Below are 15,013 nucleotides of genomic sequence, written 5' to 3' on the forward strand. Positions count from 1 at the left end.
GGTTTTAATACGCATTATTTAAAAAAATGGCGTAGTAACGACTTTATGGTGAATTTTTGCCAAGTTAGCGCTAACTTAACACTGTTGTTAAAAGTGAGCTGAAGCCTCGGCATTTCAGCCTGGATGACATCTGCGTTCATTAGGAGCATGTGAATGGAAAATCTACAGAGTTTTATGGAACAACTGCCGGATCTGGTGATGGCCTATGGTATGAAAGTCATCCTAGCCTTGGTGATATTTTTTATTGGTAAGTACTTTGCCGGATTGGCAAAACGTATTACTGCCAACGTATTAAGCCGTAAGACAGAAAAAACAGTCAGTTCTTTCGTGTCTAATATGGCATGGGCAGTGGTATTTACGTTTACTGTGATTGCGACATTAGGGCAGCTTGGTATTCAAACCGCCTCTCTGGTCGCAGTGCTCGGTGCCGCGGGTTTAGCCGTAGGTTTGGCGCTGCAAGGTTCACTGTCTAACTTTGCTTCTGGCGTGTTGTTGGTCATGTTCCGTCCATGTCGGGTGGGGGATTATGTTGAAGCTGGTGGTGTTGCAGGTGTTGTCGATGAAATCACTATCTTTGCTACCCGCTTAAAAACGCCGGATAACAAAGTCATAACCTTACCGAATTCCTCATTAATGAACGGCAGTATTACCAACTATTCAGCCATGAGCACGCGTCGTCTTGATCTCGTGATTGGTGTGTCTTATGACGCGGATATTAAAAAGACCAAACAGCTGTTGATCGACATTTTGGAAAATCACGAAAAAGTATTGAAGGATCCTAGTTACACTGTCGGTTTGCATGCGTTAGCTGATTCTTCGATTAATTTTGTGGTGCGCCCTTGGGTAAACTCCAGTGATTACTGGCCAACACACTTTGATTTGATGGAAAAAATCAAACTGGCGCTGGACGAAAATGGTATCGGCATTCCTTATCCACAAATGGATATTCATGTCAAAGAGCTGCCTAGTACTGCAGCTAAATAATCGCTTAGTGTTTGAGCTTAGGCTGGCGTTGACGCCAGCCTAATTTATTCAGCTGAAGATAGCGTTAGACACTTTGCTAGTAACACTCTCTATCACATCTATCCCAACAAGGAGCAGCATATGAAACACTGGTTTACTGCATCCATTCTCGCGACAAGCCTGCTTGTGTCTGGCTCTTCCATCGCCGCTGAAGTGCTTATGGGCGGCAAACCGGTCACGCTGTCAGGCGAACAACCTGAAATTGGCCAAGTCGTCCCATCATTCAAAGTGGTTGATGATAAGTTCACACCAATTACCTTGTCAGATTTCAAAGGTAAAACAGTGCTCATTAGTGCTGTACCTAGTCTAGACACAGGCGTGTGTGCGTTACAGACCAAACGTTTTAATAAAGAGGTTGCTAACTTCGATAACGATGTGGTGATGCTCACGATCAGTGAAGATCTGCCTTTTGCGCAGAAGCGTTTTTGCAAAGTAGAAAACGTCGATAAAATTAAGGTGCTGTCGGACGCTGTTTGGCGTGACTTTGCTAAGCGTTACGGACTGCTCATCCCGAATATGGGCTTATTGGCACGCGCTATCTTTATTGTCGATGCCGATGGAAAGCTACAGTATAAAGAGTTGGTGGCGGATGTCTCGCATCATCCGGATTATGATAAGGCGCTGACTGCATTACGGCAGATCAGCCAAGCTACCAACTAAACGGAAAAGCGCCAGTATTGGCGCTTTTTTCTTCTGGGTTCACTGGGCCTTGTCGAAATAGTAAAACGTGGGCGCAGACCAACGAAAGCGAATTGCTAGCAGCCGTAAGCTAAAACCCAGCCAAAGACTCACCCCCAAGCTTATCCAAGCACTGGTATCAGCCATTTGCAGTATCACGTAACAGCTGGCTGTTACTATCGAGACAATGCCATAGAGCTCTTTGTGAAAAATGAGCGGGATCTCATTGCAAAGCACATCGCGAATGACCCCACCAAACACGCCAGTAATGACACCCATTACAATGGCTACCGACGGACTAAAGCCTAATGCTAAGGTCTTCTGTGCCCCAATCACCGAAAAAACGGCCAAACCAAGCGCATCAATAGTGAGGAATAGCGTAGTGAGATAACGCATTAACGGCGCAATCAATACCGGGAGTAACGACGCCAGAATGATGGCCAACAGATAATGTGAATGTTCTACCCAAATCAAAGGATAATTGCCAAGCAGGATGTCGCGCAGGGTGCCACCACCAATTGCCGTGGCGCAGCCGACAATCATCACACCAAACAGGTCCATGCGCTTTCTGCCGGCGGCTAACGCTCCGGTCATTGCTTCGGCTAATACGCCAACAAACCAAAGCAACATGACGAATTGACTGTCTTGCATGATGTTTATCCTGTTGTTTCAAAGGCGCGGCATTCTGGCGTATAAATGGCTAGATGAACAATGAAATATTCTTACTTTTGGATTAGAAAAAATAATTAAAAACTTTCATTTTTTTGCCAATTTATCGCGTTTTTAAAGTTTGTGCTTGTTTGTTGTGGGTTAGTTATATTGATGTTTTTGTGGGAGGCAAGAAGAACCTTCACTGTACAGTGAAAATGGCAAGCGTTAGAGTGAGGCTTTCTGCGGTAATTATCTGAATAAAATGATTGATTTAAGAAGTGATACCGTTACCCAGCCGACGGCGGCTATGCGCAAAGCGATGGCAAATGCTGAGGTCGGGGACGATGTATATGGCGACGATCCTACGGTGAATCGCCTACAGCAACGCGCTGCTGAAATGCTAGGTTTTGAAGATGCGTTGTTTACCTCTTCAGGCACTCAGGCCAATTTGTTGGCATTGATGTCTCACTGTGAACGCGGCGACGAGTATATCTGTGGTCAGTTGGCTCACAACTACAAATATGAAGCAGGTGGTGCGGCGATTTTAGGCAGTATTCAGCCTCAGCCTATTGCTAACAATGCCGATGGTAGCCTACCGCTAACCGAGGTGATTGCAGCGATAAAGCCTGATGACATTCATTTTGCCCGCACGAAATTGCTGAGCTTGGAAAACACGATTGGTGGCAAGGTGTTACCGCAAGCCTACTTGGCTGAAGCACAACAACTGGCGTTTTATCATGGTTTGAAAATCCATTTGGATGGCGCCCGCATTGCCAATGCCGCGGTTGCTCAAGGCATTAGGATTGCGGATATTGCCCAGCACTTTGATTCAGTGTCGGTATGTTTATCAAAAGGACTTTGTGCACCAGTGGGTTCGTTGCTGTTGGGAAGCGAACATTTTATTAGCCGGGCTCGCCGTTGGCGCAAAATGCTTGGTGGTGGCATGCGCCAAGCGGGGATTTTGGCTGCTGCGGCGGAAATAGCCTTAACTCAGCAAGTGGAACGTTTAGCTGACGATCACGCCAATGCCGCAGCTTTAGCGGCGGGACTCACTGAAATTGACGAGATTGCCGCAGGCGTGGAAGTTCATACCAATATGGTGTTTGCCACGGTTGCAGAAGAGCTTGTGCCGTTATTGGTGGAAACGCTGGCGGAGCAAGGGATTTTAATTTCGGCGGCGAAGCGTTTGCGGTTGGTGACGCATAAGGATATCAGCGCTGCCGATATCACGCGAGTGGTTGCTGCCTGCAAGGATTTCTTTGCCAAATTACCTTAAGTCATTACGGCGGCACGTCAGCAGATTTGTCGCCGTCCTTGTTAGCGACAGCTAATATCAGTCTTCGTTAATCTCTTCTTTAACTGAATTCACCGCGTCGCGAGATGCATGACCTATTTCACGCGTTACATCGCGAGTAGCATGGCCAATGGCTGTTGTGGCTTTTTTGGTGGCGTGACCGACATCTTGACCAGCGTGCTTGAGCTCCGCACAACCGCTTAATAGGCTTAATGCGAGAAGACTCAACAGGGCAAATGTTTTCATTATTGGGCACTCTCCGTGTTCACACGCACACTAGGGGACTATTGGGGCGTTATAAACGCCCCGTCAGCTTGGCATATTTAATCAACAATTCGTCGTCGGACTCAACCCGCTGTGGGTCTTTGTCGATGCAGTCGATAGGGCAAACCGATACGCAGGTTGGCTTGTCGTAGTGACCAACGCATTCGGTGCAACGCTCCGGGTCAATCTCGTAGATCTCTTCGCCCATGCTGATGGCCTGATTCGGACATTCAGGCTCACACATATCACAATTGATACAACTATCGTCGATTAACAGCGCCATAATGCGTTACTCAACCCGCGACTTGATGCGGATTACGGGTGTCTTGACCGGACGTAAGATTGCGCAGCAAAATCGCGTGGCTAACATCAATTTCTGCCGGTACTGGCAGGTAAACGGTATGGCCGTTACCTGGCCCGCAGTCAATCTGCTCACCTTTACGGTTTTCCAGTGTTTCAATGGTCAGGCTGATGTTGCCTTGAGGCGTCATCAGTTCAACACTATCGCCAACGCCGAACTTATTTTTCACATCAATTTCGGCCATGCCTGCGGCATTGCGTTTACCGGTAAATTCGCCGACAAACTGCTGGCTGTCACTGACAGAGTAACCGTAATCGTAATTCTGGTACTCGTCGTGTACGTGACGACGCAGGAAGCCTTCGGTGTAACCGCGGTGTGCCAAGCCTTCGAGTTGCAGCATCAGATTTGGGTCAAATGCGCGACCTGCAGCAGCGTCATCAATTGCTTTACGATATAGCTGCGCGGTACGCGCTACATAGTAGAAAGACTTGGTGCGGCCTTCAATCTTCAGCGAGTCAACGCCCATTTTCGCCAAACGCTCAACGTGTTGAATCGCACGCAGATCTTTGGAGTTCATGATGTAAGTGCCATGCTCATCTTCAAACGCTGGCATATATTCGCCTGGACGATTACCTTCCTGCAGCAGGAAGATACGGTCAGTGGCAGAGCCTTCGCCTAGCGTAGGTTGAGGTTGCTCAATCTGTACTGGGTTAGCGGCAATAATGTCGCCACTGTCGTTTTCTTTCGCTTCGTGCACGTCATACTTCCAACGGCAAGCGTTGGTGCAAGTGCCTTGGTTCGGGTCACGTTTGTTGATGTAGCCCGACAGCAGGCAACGGCCAGAATAGGCCATACATAGCGCGCCGTGAACGAACACTTCTAGCTCGATGTCTGGGCAGCGTTGACGGATTTCTTCAATTTCATCCAGTGACAGTTCGCGTGACAGAATCACCCGTTTGATGCCCTGAGATTCCCAGAATTTTACTGATGCCCAGTTGATGGCGTTAGCTTGTACAGAAAGGTGTACCACTTGTTCAGGAAACGCTTCACGCACCATCATGATCAAACCAGGATCAGACATGATCAATGCATCTGGCTGCATGGCAACCACAGGTTCCATATCTTTGATATAGGTTTTTAACTTAGCGTTATGTGGCGCGATATTGCTCACCACATACAGTTTTTTGCCGAGTGCATGAGCTTCATTGATGCCGTTGGCAAGGTTTTCCATCTTGAAATCGTTGTTACGTACCCGCAGGCTGTAGCGCGGCTGACCGGCATAGACGGCATCAGCACCGTAAGCGAAGGCATAGCGCATATTTTTTAAGGTCCCGGCAGGGGACAACAGCTCAGGTTTAAACATAACACTCTCTCAATGACGTGAATAAGGCTGCCGCTACTATTGTATAGCAGTGCAGGCGCGGCATTTTACTTAAGATTGGTCAAGTGATGCAAATCAAAAAGTTGATTAAATTACTCTGATTTATAGCCAGTAGTTACTAGCGCAATTAGCTGATGATGGCTAACGATCTCATCCGAGCTCTCTAACTGGCTAAATCTGGTGCTGCGAAAGGCATGCAACAAATGTAGAGTTTGGTCATATCCCGTATATTTGCGGTTGGATTCGCAACCTGATTGCATTATCTTTCCCTTGTTTCGGGTCTTAACTGATATACTTGATAAAATTTTTAAAACAAACTGTTAACAAATTTGAGGCGTGCATGTCTACTGAACACCTGCTACTGGTCGGTCTGCTAAAAAAACTAAAAAGCGATACGCTGGTGCTTCCAACGCTGCCTGAAGTAGCAATTCGTGTACAAGAGGTAGTAGGACAGCCTAATTCGAGCCTGAAACAGGTTGCGGAGGTGATTGGGCAAGATGCGGCAATTTCGGCGCGTTTAATCAAAGTCGCCAATAGTGCGCTCTATAGCCGCGGTATTAAAGCGGAAAACATTAATAATGCGGTTAGTCGCATCGGGCTAACGCAGATTAAGTCTATTGTGACCTCAATTGCGATGGAGCAATTATTTATCTCTACTAATGAGATGGTGTGGGAAGTGATGGACGAAGTCTGGACGACGTCTATTGAAGTGACGTCGGCAGCGTGCTCAATGTTATTAATGTATAAAAAGCAGCACCCACAAACGCCATTGAATTACGATACGCTGACGTTAGCGGGGTTAGTGCATAATATCGGCGCCTTGCCGGTACTGACCGAAGCTGAGTCTCACCCAGAATTATTTAACAGTGTTGGCCAGTTACGCGCATTGGTGCGAAAGCTACAAGGTCCAATTGGGCGCGCTGTGCTCAATAGCTGGGATTTTGCGCCAGAAGTGACCGAAGTGGTTGAGCGCTGGGCTGATCTGCATTACTTGCCTGAAAACGTTACCTATTTGGATTTTATTCGTGCCGCCGCGTTTTATGTCGGTGAGCTGCGTGCTGGGGCGGAGCTGGAGCAGCGACTCGACGTGTTTGCTGAGAAAGGCTTACCTGTTACTCCAGATGATTTGGCCAGTGAAGCGTTTTTAGAACAATTCCATTCGATTAAAGCCAGTTACCATTAAGCGGTAATTTTCGGTATTCTGACGGGAATATATTTTTCCTCGCGCCCAAGGTGGTTTTTGAGGAAATAGTTGGGGCAAACATGAGCTATCTTTTAAGCGTGCTGCTGTTAGTCGCTGTACTCCTGCTGCTGGCTGCAGCGTGGCGTTATATTCACCTCAAACGTTTCGTCAATAAGCTTGCCGCCAATGTGCGTGAGCAAGCGGATCAACGGCAACCGTTGGAATTTACTGAAGTCCCCGAATTAATGATGCCGCTCTATACCGCATTTAAAGCGCTGTTGCGGCAACTTCCTTCAAGTATCGGGCGGGATACACTCACTGGTTTACCTAATCGCGCCATGCTCAAAAAGGCGTTAACGCCGTTAATGCCAATCACGCAGGGCTCGTTAGTCCTAATCAATATTGAAAAATTTCGATTTGTTAATGATCTCTTTGGTTTCAGTACCGGCGATAAAGTGTTGCAGGCTTTTTCTCTGCGCCTGCGGCAGTTGGAGCACCAACCTCGATTTTTAGCACGTATGGATGGTGATGAGTTTTTGCTGTTTTATGAGCAGGAAGTGACGAGTGAAGCTTTGCACGAAATGCAGCAACTGGTGCAACAGCCCTACGTGATTGATAACGCACCCATTGGTGTAAAAACTAAAATTGGCTGTCTGCAGCTAGCGAAGGATCACGCTGATATTTCATTGATGTTGCGTAGAGTAGATTTGGCGTTGAAAAAAGCGGGCAAAAACCACCAGTTGCTGGCGATCTATGAAACCGGCGATGACACGGTTAATTTGCGCGAAATGAAGATCATTAATAGCCTGCCGAAAGCGCTGAATCGTAATCAGCTTTACCTGGTGTATCAGCCGAAGGAAAGCATCGAAACCGGCCAGTGTTTGCAGGTTGAGGCACTAATTCGTTGGGATCACTCAGAGTTAGGCTTTATTTCACCAGCGGAATTTATTCCTTTGGCCGAGTGTGCTGGTATGCAAGGGCTGGTCAGCGATTGGGTAATGGAAAATGCCATGGCGCAAATCAGCCGCTGGCATACGCAAGGAATACATTTGCGGGTGGCGGTCAATCTCAGTAGCAGCGACTTTGAGAAAGATATTGTCGCCATTATTGCCAGCAAGCTGAAAGCGCATAATATTCCCGCGAGTTCGCTCGCGGTAGAGCTTACTGAGGGAACTTTAGTTGCCGATATGCTGGATACTCGGGATAAGCTGCGCCAACTCAGAGAGATGGGCATTGAAGTGGCGATTGATGATTTCGGTACTGGTCATTCTTCGCTGGCCTACCTGAAAGATCTGCCGGTGGATGAAATCAAGATAGATAAAGCATTTTTGCAAGACTTATTGACCGATGTCAGTGCGCTACACATTATGCGTAGTACTATTCAACTTGCCCACCAGTTGGGTTTCCGCGTAACAGTTGAAGGTGTGGAAACTAAAGCGCAGCGTGAAGCCTTGCGTAAACTCGGTGCTGACGTTATTCAAGGACAGTTTTACGCGAACCCCATGCGTGCTGCCGAATTAGAATATCACGGTCTGAATTTACACCTGTTCTCAAATGTGGAAGGTCGAGATCTTACCCATTAGACTTTCCTGCTATTTTCAAAAAATAGCGAAAATTCCATTAATTATTCGGATTAATAACACGTTAACCTCGATTTGTTACTGATGTTTGACCAGTTTTTGCAGTTTCAGCAACAATAAATTGATTTTAGTTCTGTTAAATCTTAATAACACTATACTAACTGTTCTCATATACGTATAATGCCAACCCAAGATGTCGAGACACTAGGATGTGGCCTGGATATCAGTGAATGTTAGTGACGCTGCTAACTCAAGTGTCAGAGTTACAGCTATCTCGCGCTAGCATTCATGTTGGTTTATGGCGTCTGTTACAGATTGACCATAAACAAACCGGCTTTTGACGGGTCGGTTTTTACCCTGAGTGAAAGAAAGGGATGCCCTCTGGGCATCCCTTTTCTTTTGTCGAAACAGTGAGGTTAAGTTCGGCTACCTTTATCGGCTTAGTCTGTCACTTTTACCGCTTCAGCGGGGTTACTCTGACTGGCTAATGCATCATTCAATTGTTGCTCCACCCAACCTGGTGATTTGGTGCCATACGACAGCAGTCGGTACATGGCCGGAATGACGAACAAGGTAATCAAAGTCGCAAATGCCATGCCGAAGAACACCACAGTGCCCACGGAAATCCGACTTTCAGCACCGGCGCCTGTGGAGAATATCAGCGGCACCGCCCCAACCAAGGTGGTAAACGCCGTCATCAGAATCGGGCGCAAACGGCGCGCGGAAGCATCAATAATCGCCTGCTCAAAAGCGAGGCCTCTATCCCGTAATTGGTTGGCAAACTCGACAATCAAAATACCATTTTTAGTCACCATGCCGATTAGCATAATCATGCCAATCTGGCTGTAAATATTGATCCCTTGATGAGTAAACCAGAGCCCGAGGAAACCACCAAATACTCCCATGGGTACAGTGAACATCACTACTAGCGGGTTAATAAAGCTTTCAAACTGCGCCGCCAGAACCAAATAGGCGACTAACAGCGCTAAGCCAAACACGATAAAAATACTGTTTTGGTTTTCTTTATAGTCTTTGGATTCGCCAGAATAACTGACGCTGATATCGCCCGGCAGTTTTTCTACCACCAGATTATCCAGATAGTTCAGCGCTTCTCCCAATGTATGGCCATTGGCAACGTTAGCGCTCAAAGTGATCGATTTCTTCTTATCGGTGTGGGACAGACGCTGAGCTGAGGCTTCTTCCTGTACGTGCGCAACAGAGTCGAGCGTGACGAGTTGCCCTGAGCGGGTACGCACGTAGATTTTGCTCATATCTGTCATGCTGTTGAAGTGATTTTCATCGCCGCGCAGGTAGACGTCATATTCTTCACCACGCTCGACATAGGTGGTTTGACGACGGCCACCGAGCATGACCTCTAACGTATCTGATACATCGGATACGCTAACGCCTAATTCGGCTGCCCGCTGACGATCAACACGTACCATCAGTTCGGGTGTGGTCTCCGCATAGTTTAAATCGGCGCCAGTAATGATACCGCTGGCATTTGCTTCAGACTGCAGCAGTTGCGCCCACTTATACAGCTCTTTGTAGTCAGAGCCGCCAATGACAAATTGCACGGCTTCACTAGAGCGGCCGCGGAAACCTGGCAACATGGGGCGGATCATCACGTCGGGAATATCTTTGAGCGCGTTTGAGATCATTTCTAACGCCTGAGCGGCATTAACGTCACGGTCTTTCCAGTTTTCTAGGCGCATGATGACAAAACCAATCTGATCGCCACTGGCGCCGCCAAACGCAGGTGTTTCTAAACTGAATGACTTCAACACGCCTTTGCCTAACATCGGCATGAGACGCTGCTGAATGATGTCCATGTTGCCAGACATGCGGTTGTAGCTGGTACCTTCTGCACCCCGCACAAAGGCGTACACCACACCACGATCTTCTGCAGGTGCTAACTGGGCCGGCACTTGCTGCATTAGCAGATAACTGCCACCGATACAGGCGAGAATCACAATTGGAGCGGCAAACTTATGTTTAACGCAGTAGCGCACCCCGCGGCGATAGTAACTTTCCAACTTGCTAAAAATACAATCCAGCACACGGTTGAGTGCATTGGGTTGCTGATGCGGTTTGAGTAATTTACTGGCCAGCACTGGTGTCAGCGTTAGCGCAACAATTGATGAAAACACCACTGACACGGCGAGCAGTACCGAGAACTCAGTAAACAGCAGCCCCACCATGCCTTCCATAAAAGAAATCGGCAGAAACACCATCACCAGCACGGCGGTTGTCGCGATAACGGCAAAGCCAACCTCGCGGGTGCCTTTGTAGGCGGCCAGCAACGGTGGTTCTCCGCGCTCGATGTGGTGGAAGATATTCTCTACCACCACAATGGCATCATCGACCACTAGACCGATTGCTAGGATCAGCGCCATCAAGGTCAACAAGTTAATGGAGAAACCAAAAAAGTATGCCGCCATGAACGCCGAGATCAACGATACCGGTACTGTCACTGCAGGGATCAGCGTCGCCCGCGCTTGGCCAATAAATACATACAGCACCAAAATTACTAAGCCGCCAGTGATGTAGAGTGTCGAGTACACTTCATCAATGGCTTGATCGATAAACACGGTGGAGTCGTAGTCGATGGCAAGACTAGTGCCCTTTGGCAGAAACTTCTGCATGGCATCTACTTGCGCCCGTACACCTTTGGCGACTTCCAGCGGATTGGCATCTGATTGCGGCACAACGCCAAGACTGACGTTTGATACCCCGTTACTACGATAGGTGGAGTTTTCGTTCTGTGCTCCAATATACACATCGGCAATATCTTTGAGGTATACAGGGGTGCCGTCACTGGCGGTGCGGATCTGCATATAGTCGAAATCATCCGGCTGCAGATAAAGTCTTGCCGTACGCACTGTCATGGTCGTGGCATCGTTACGGATTTGGCCACCGGGCGACTCTAAGTTTTCATTATTGAGCGCGGTAATGACATCGCTAACCGTAATCTGCCGCCCCGCCATCGCTTCAGGCTTGAGCTTGATATACATCACCTGAGTAAGACCGCCAGAGATGTTAATTGAGCTGACACCGCTGATAAGATTGAATTTATCTTCTAAAACTCGGCGCGAATAGTCGGTTAGCTGAGTGCGATCCATCTCACTGGAGCGCAAGCGGATATAGATTGCCGGGCGACCAGAGCCGTTATCTTTATACACAATCGGATCGTCAGCTTCTTCTGGTAAACGACGCTGTGCTCGCGATACGGCATCACGCACGTCACTCACGCCTTCCATGATATTCCAGCCAATTTTGAAATTGACGGTAATGCGTGATGATCCGTTACGACTGACCGAGGTGATCTGGTCAATACCACTGATCCCCGTCAACTGATCTTCAATGTTTTTAGTGACTTGGCTTTCCATAATAGCGGCTGAGGCGCCACTGTAGGAGGTGCGAATACTGACCACCGGATTTTCCACATCCGGCATCTCACGTACCGAGAGTTTACTGAATGAAACGATTCCGAATACACACAACAATAAGCTAAGTACGATGGCGACAATCGGCCGTTTTACTGACACATCAGACAGCAGCATCAGCGTTCTCCTTGGTTGCTGCTTGACTGGTTTCCGGCACAGCTGAGGTAGGTTTTAACTGTTTTACTTGCATGCCATCGCGAATATTGACGAGACCTTGTACCACAATCTCATCACCGGGATTGAGGCCATCAGTGATGAGCACTTGGTTATCAACTCTGGTGCCTAAATGGACTTCTGTACGGTGGGCAATCTGTTTGTTGTCGACCTTGTAGACGAAACGTTTGGTGCCGGAATACTCCAACGCTTGCACAGGGATCACTGGCAGGTAGGTGGGAGGAAAGCTCATTCTGGTGTTTAGCATCATGCCGGGGCGCAACTTGTTCGCAAGGTTTTGAAAGAGCACTCGCGTGCGTACGTTCAGCGTTGCTTCATTAATGCGAGGATCGATCGCCGTGACTTTTCCGGCAAAATCCTCTGCTGGCCAAGCGGCGCTGTTGGCGCTGACCTCCATGCCGAGTGTGAGTTGCGACAGATGCGCTTCTGGCACTTGTAGATCGAGTCGTAGTAGACTCAAATCATCCAGTGACAGCAGTTCTTCTCCTTGGCTGACCATCTTACCGCGACTAAAACTCACTAAGCCTATCACGCCATCAAACGGGGCTTTGATGTAGTGATAATTTAACTCTGCTTTGGCTGACGCGAGGCGTGCAGCGGCAATATCAACACTGGCATGTTGGGCATCGATTTCGGTTTGGGTAATGGCATCGCTGTGAGCCAGTTTTTCATATTCTTTGAGTTTACGCGTCTCATCAGCCAGATAAGCTTCAGCTTCCATCACGGCTGCTTTGGCCTTGGCATCGTCGATGATGATAAGTGTTTGGCCAGCCTTCACCTGTTCATTAGAACGCACCGCCACTTTGTCGATTTTGCCAGCGACTTGAGAGGCGATAAATACTGAGTGTTCGGCGGCTAACTTGCCAATCAGGCGCAGATCGGCAGCAAGGGCTTCTTTCTTTACCGTGGCTGTCACAACAGGAATTGTTTGAGCATGCGACGTGTGGCTCGCATCGGTATTGGTGGCGGCGCGCATCTTGTAAGCTACAGCACTGCCGATTGCTACGAGGGCAATCGCTATAACGAGTTTTTTCAGCATAATAAAGATGTTCGAGATCTTCCCCAGGATCGATGCTCAGTATTCTAAGGAAGGGCGCTGTAAAAGCTAAGCGATTAACGTGAAAAAAGTGTAAATAAATGCTCGCTGATACACTAATTATGATGTCTGAAAGTGGTCGGCATTATTATTTAAAAATCATAATAATCAACAAGTTATTTTTCGTGTTTGGCGCTTTAGTAAAATTGCATAATTATTGAGGTCAGATCTTTGCCATAGATTGACACATTAACGCATCAAAAAAGGGAGCCTCGGCTCCCTTTTTAATCGAATTTGCCGAAATTTACTTCGACATTCTTTTGTATTTCAAACGGTGAGGTTCAACCACATCGGCACCAAATTGCTCTTTCAACCAGGTTGAGTATTCGGTGTAGTTACCTTCGTAGAAGTTCACTTTACCCTCATCACGATAGTCGAGAATATGGGTACATATACGGTCGAGGAACCAACGGTCGTGCGAGATCACCATGGCGCAACCCGGGAACTCCAGCAGCGCTTCTTCCAGAGCTCGCAACGTTTCTACGTCGAGGTCGTTGGTGGGTTCGTCAAGCAGCAACACGTTGCCACCAGCTTGCAGCAGTTTGGCTAAATGCACCCGGTTACGTTCACCACCAGACAAACTGCCGATGATTTTCTGTTGATCGCCACCACGGAAGTTAAAGCGACCCACGTAAGCGCGGCTCGGGATCTCCATGCCATGAATACGAATGATATCCTGACCGCCAGAGATCTCTTGCCATACGGTGTTTTTATCATTCATTGAGTCACGGAACTGCTCAACTGACGCCAGCTCAACGGTTTCACCGACTTCTACTTCGCCACTGTCGGGTTGTTCAGCGCCGCTGAGCATACGGAACAGTGTTGATTTACCCGCGCCGTTAGGGCCAATAATGCCCACAATGGCGCCTTTCGGGATAGAGAAACTGAGATCATCAATCAACACACGATCGCCATAACTCTTCGTTAGGTTACGTACTTCAATGACCTTGTCACCGAGGCGAGGGCCCGGTGGAATAAACAGTTCATTGGTTTCATTACGGCGTTGGTAATCTTGGGTGTTGAGTTCTTCAAACCGCGCCATACGCGCCTTGCCTTTTGACTGGCGGCCTTTACTTCCTTGACGCACCCATTCCAATTCTTTGGCAATGGTTTTTTGGCGCGCGCTTTCGCTGGCTGCTTCTTGCTGCAACCGTTGATCTTTCTGCTCAAGCCAAGAAGAGTAGTTGCCTTGCCATGGGATACCTTCACCGCGGTCAAGTTCCAGAATCCAGCCCGCGGCGTTATCCAAGAAATAGCGGTCGTGGGTAATCGCGACAACTGTACCTGAGTATTCGTGCAGGAAGTTCTCCAGCCATGCCACTGACTCGGCATCCAAGTGGTTGGTTGGTTCGTCAAGCAGCAGCATTTCTGGCTTTTCCAACAGCAGACGACAGATCGCCACACGGCGACGTTCACCACCCGACAGTACCTCAATCTTGGCATCCCATTCTGGCAGACGCAGTGCATCGGCGGCACGCTCCAGAATATGGTCCAAGTTGTGCGCATCTTGTGACTGAATGATGGCTTCGAGCTTGGCCTGCTCGGCGGCTAACGCATCGAAATCGGCGTCTGGCTCAGCGTAAGCAGCATAGACTTCATCTAAGCGTGTTAGCGCATTTTTGGCTTCGCTAACGGCTTCTTCAATCGCTTCACGCACAGTTTGGCTAGGATCTAACTGTGGTTCCTGCGGCAGATAACCAATCTTCAGTCCCGGCATTGGCCGAGCTTCACCTTCAATTTCGGTGTCCAGACCTGCCATGATGCGCAGCAGGGTGGATTTACCTGAACCGTTTAAGCCCAGTACACCGATCTTGGCGCCGGGGAAAAAGCTCAGCGAAATATCTTTTAAAATTTGCTTTTTAGGCGGGACGATTTTTCCCACCCGCAGCATGCTGTATACAAACTGGGCCATAAACATTCCTACGTTTTTGATGCTGGCGGA

At 48.3% G+C, this 15,013-nt stretch carries 12 protein-coding genes; 5 read left to right on the forward strand and 7 right to left on the reverse strand.

What is annotated here, in order from left to right:
• The first annotated feature begins 153 nt into the window (after nt 1-153).
• Nucleotides 154-984 carry a mechanosensitive ion channel family protein gene (locus tag HR45_RS02400; protein WP_037439291.1) on the forward strand — a complete coding sequence of 277 codons (831 nt, stop codon included), beginning with the start codon at nt 154-156 and terminating at the stop codon, nt 982-984.
• A gap of 120 nt (nt 985-1,104) precedes the next feature.
• Nucleotides 1,105-1,683, forward strand: coding sequence for a thiol peroxidase (gene tpx / locus HR45_RS02405; RefSeq protein WP_037439296.1), 579 nt, complete (start codon nt 1,105-1,107; stop codon nt 1,681-1,683).
• A gap of 39 nt (nt 1,684-1,722) precedes the next feature.
• On the opposite strand, the gene HR45_RS02410 is transcribed toward tpx, so the two are convergent.
• Nucleotides 1,723-2,352 (reverse strand): trimeric intracellular cation channel family protein, encoded by a 630-nt coding sequence (locus tag HR45_RS02410; RefSeq protein ID WP_037439298.1) that lies wholly within the window; start codon nt 2,350-2,352, stop codon nt 1,723-1,725.
• 262 nt (nt 2,353-2,614) lie between these two features.
• Here HR45_RS02410 and ltaE point away from each other — a divergent pair, with 262 nt between their 5' ends.
• Complete coding sequence (ltaE, locus tag HR45_RS02415) at nt 2,615-3,628, forward strand: low-specificity L-threonine aldolase (protein WP_037439300.1); 1,014 nt, start codon at nt 2,615-2,617, stop codon at nt 3,626-3,628.
• Between the two features lie 57 nt (nt 3,629-3,685).
• Here ltaE and HR45_RS02420 read toward each other — a convergent pair whose 3' ends face one another.
• From HR45_RS02420 to trhP, 3 genes are read right to left on the reverse strand one after another with little or no spacing between them, the layout of a single operon-like run.
• Complete coding sequence (locus HR45_RS02420; protein WP_037439306.1) at nt 3,686-3,892, reverse strand: hypothetical protein; 207 nt, start codon at nt 3,890-3,892, stop codon at nt 3,686-3,688.
• A gap of 49 nt (nt 3,893-3,941) precedes the next feature.
• Nucleotides 3,942-4,193 (reverse strand): YfhL family 4Fe-4S dicluster ferredoxin, encoded by a 252-nt coding sequence (locus tag HR45_RS02425; protein ID WP_037439307.1) that lies wholly within the window; start codon nt 4,191-4,193, stop codon nt 3,942-3,944.
• Between the two features lie 10 nt (nt 4,194-4,203).
• Complete coding sequence (gene trhP / locus HR45_RS02430) at nt 4,204-5,574, reverse strand: prephenate-dependent tRNA uridine(34) hydroxylase TrhP (RefSeq protein ID WP_037439308.1); 1,371 nt, start codon at nt 5,572-5,574, stop codon at nt 4,204-4,206.
• 358 nt (nt 5,575-5,932) lie between these two features.
• Here trhP and HR45_RS02435 point away from each other — a divergent pair, with 358 nt between their 5' ends.
• On the forward strand, nt 5,933-6,775 hold the full coding sequence (locus HR45_RS02435; RefSeq protein WP_037439310.1) for an HDOD domain-containing protein: 843 nt from the start codon (nt 5,933-5,935) through the stop codon (nt 6,773-6,775).
• An 80-nt stretch (nt 6,776-6,855) separates the two neighbouring features.
• Complete coding sequence (locus HR45_RS02440; protein WP_037439312.1) at nt 6,856-8,358, forward strand: putative bifunctional diguanylate cyclase/phosphodiesterase; 1,503 nt, start codon at nt 6,856-6,858, stop codon at nt 8,356-8,358.
• Nucleotides 8,359-8,795: 437 nt separating this feature from the next.
• Here HR45_RS02440 and HR45_RS02445 read toward each other — a convergent pair whose 3' ends face one another.
• The 3 genes from HR45_RS02445 to ettA all read right to left on the reverse strand — a co-directional run bounded on the left by HR45_RS02445 (nt 8,796) and on the right by ettA (nt 14,983).
• Nucleotides 8,796-11,918, reverse strand: coding sequence for a multidrug efflux RND transporter permease subunit (locus tag HR45_RS02445; protein ID WP_037439314.1), 3,123 nt, complete (start codon nt 11,916-11,918; stop codon nt 8,796-8,798).
• Nucleotides 11,905-13,011: an efflux RND transporter periplasmic adaptor subunit gene (locus HR45_RS02450; protein WP_037439453.1), complete on the reverse strand. Its 1,107-nt coding sequence runs from the start codon at nt 13,009-13,011 to the stop codon at nt 11,905-11,907. The genes HR45_RS02445 and HR45_RS02450 overlap by 14 nt, the downstream gene beginning before the upstream one ends.
• A gap of 304 nt (nt 13,012-13,315) precedes the next feature.
• Nucleotides 13,316-14,983 carry an energy-dependent translational throttle protein EttA gene (gene ettA / locus HR45_RS02455; protein ID WP_037439316.1) on the reverse strand — a complete coding sequence of 556 codons (1,668 nt, stop codon included), beginning with the start codon at nt 14,981-14,983 and terminating at the stop codon, nt 13,316-13,318.
• Between the last annotated feature and the right edge of the window lie 30 nt (nt 14,984-15,013).

It is taken from the genome of Shewanella mangrovi, from assembly GCF_000753795.1.
In the GTDB taxonomy this organism is placed as follows: domain Bacteria; phylum Pseudomonadota; class Gammaproteobacteria; order Enterobacterales; family Shewanellaceae; genus Shewanella; species Shewanella mangrovi.